The sequence below is a fragment of the Helicobacter didelphidarum genome (assembly GCF_003364195.1).
Classification (GTDB): Bacteria; Campylobacterota; Campylobacteria; order Campylobacterales; family Helicobacteraceae; genus Helicobacter_A; species Helicobacter_A didelphidarum.
The window spans coordinates 1-2262 of record NZ_NXLQ01000095.1 but is presented as its reverse complement, the minus strand read 5'-3'; the positions used below and the strand labels follow the sequence as shown (position 1 = coordinate 2262).

General features: G+C 32.0%; 2 protein-coding genes and 1 pseudogene. All 3 read right to left on the bottom strand.

Annotated elements, in window-relative coordinates:
• The coding region (locus CQA53_RS10980) for a contractile injection system protein, VgrG/Pvc8 family (RefSeq protein ID WP_281271192.1) at positions 1-1699 on the bottom strand (1699 nt) is incomplete at its 3' end.
• A 3-nt stretch (positions 1700-1702) separates the two neighbouring features.
• The gene (locus CQA53_RS13625; RefSeq protein WP_281271191.1) at positions 1703-1834 is read right to left on the bottom strand and encodes a hypothetical protein; all 132 of its coding nucleotides are present in this window, start codon (positions 1832-1834) and stop codon (positions 1703-1705) included.
• A gap of 330 nt (positions 1835-2164) precedes the next feature.
• Positions 2165-2262 (bottom strand): annotated as a pseudogene (locus tag CQA53_RS13665) (type VI secretion system tube protein Hcp); the annotation flags it as partial.

Here is a 2262-nt window from a genome sequence, read left to right as displayed (position 1 = left end):
TATCAGGATTGTTTGCATAAGGATTATTGTTGAAGAGAGATTCTCTTTGTGAATCTCCTCTACTTTGTTCTATCATACTTACATGCCTATGAAGTGTGCCTCTATGGATAGTATGAGGATAAGAAGCATGAGAGCTTGAGTAAGTAAAGCTCTGTGTATGTAATCTTTGAGGTTTAGAGAGAGCATAGATACAAGGAGTATTCAGGACATTATTAGCGATATTGGGATTAAAGAGGATAGATTTGATTGTTTGAGAGTGAGGAGGATTATTTATATCATTAGATTCTCTTAAAGCTATGTTATGGGAATCTCTATTACTAGAATCTGATAAATGAGAATCTCTTAAATAAGATGAATGATTTGAATCTTGATTTGTATGAGTATCTCCAAAGGATTTGGAGGGATTATTAGATTGATTGATTGAAGAGTGGGTAGAGTGAGGAGGATTATTGTGTGATGTAAGAACACTTGAATCTTGATTATAATGAGAATCTCCCTTACTACTAAAATCCCCCTTCGCTCCCTTACTAGTATCTCTATAATACTCTCCATCACAGAAATATATATGATTGCTATCTTCATAGAAGTATATGCCATTATTATGAGCTAATCTCATAAGAAAGTCTAAATCACTCTCATTGTATTGAGTGATTAACTCTTCCTTTGGATAAGTATTATACAAAGAAGAGAATATTATCTCTTTATTGATATAGCCTCTATAAAAATCTAATGTCCTTTTTATGATTTCTACAATACTCTTATTGGTATAGATTCTATTTGCCTTATTTAGGCTTAGACGATAGAGAGGAGAAGTGAGTGTAAGCTTAAAGAAATGTTTAGAGAGAGTAGAGGGATTGTTTGTATTATTATCTAAAGGAGTAGATGAAAGATTGAAGCTTGATTGATGAGAGGATATATCTTGTGAAGATGTAAGAGGGTTTATAGGAATATTGGGATTATTTATTGTGCTCGTATGATTATTATTTATCTCATTATTCCCTGTAATATTTTGCTTATCACTTATATCCCCACTGCTATTATCATTTCCTTTGCTATTCTTATCACTTATACTCCTCTCTCTACTCCCATTTACTCCACCTTGACTTAGATTGTCTTTATCATTGAAATGAGCATCTAAAATATTCTTTGCACTATGATTATGAATCCCTAAATAATTGACTGCCACAATAATGCCATGATAGATTTTAGGAGTAAAAGTATTATTGCTCGCTAATATCATTGTTTTAGAATCTTTGTTGTTTGGATTATTTGTGCTATTGCTTACTTGTGTGTCTAACATTGTTTGATGTGGATTATTAATAATCAATGAAGCATATGTATCTATTAGGGTATTAGGAGAGAGAGGAGTAGGAGTATTAAGAGAGTTAGAGTTATTAGGGTGATGAAGAGTATTGAGAGTGTTCTTGGGATGTAGGGAATTATTGGCATGCTTCATCTCAAGCATTGGAGATTCTATAAATCCTTCACATTCTATACGAAAAAGAGATTCTAAGCTTTCTTTGATAGTGGCTTTGGTAATAGTAAAAGAGAGGGGAGAGGGATGAGAATCTAGAGTGAGTGTGAGAGAAGAGGAGGGATTATGAGAGATGAGAGGAGTCTTTGGAATATTATTGGGATTATGAGAGTGAAGAGTATGAGTGGGATTGTTCTTGTTTGGAAGAGTTGAAGTGTTATTCATGGTTTATTCCTTTATGAGAGAAGCATTTAAAAAGTATTGATATGCAATATAAGGATTATTAGTAAGAGTGGGATTGTTGTTTGGAAGAGTTGAAGTGTTGTGATTGTTTAGATTATTTAAAGTCTTATTAGTCATCGTTTATTCCTTAGAGATTCCTTTTATTTGTTATGATAGATAATCTTTGGCTTTCCCTTTGAGTGTGTTTAAGAGGAATATGACCTTTAATCTCCATTCCTGTTCTCTTTGCATATTCCTTGACACTTTAAGTTTATAAACACCTCCCTATACTTAAATATCATTAATGCTTTATTATTCATTCTTAATGATGATATATAAGGAAACTTTATAATGCTTGCTTATATTTCACTTGCAAACAAGCTAGATTCTGCCTCATACGATAAATACAAAAACAAACTTAATTGCTTATTATATATAATATATATAATATTATTTTATATCTCTTTCTTAAGCATTTCTCCAATCATCACTTCCACTTGTGCCAGAAGCTATATGCTCCCATATCACTTTACGATAATTCAGAGAGACTTTAAAAAGTTCTGTTT

Bases quoted from the DNA above. Each gene is read 5' to 3' on its own strand.
- CQA53_RS13625 (WP_281271191.1), bottom strand. From the start codon at position 1,834: ATGACTAATAAGACTTTAAATAATCTAAACAATCACAACACTTCAACT.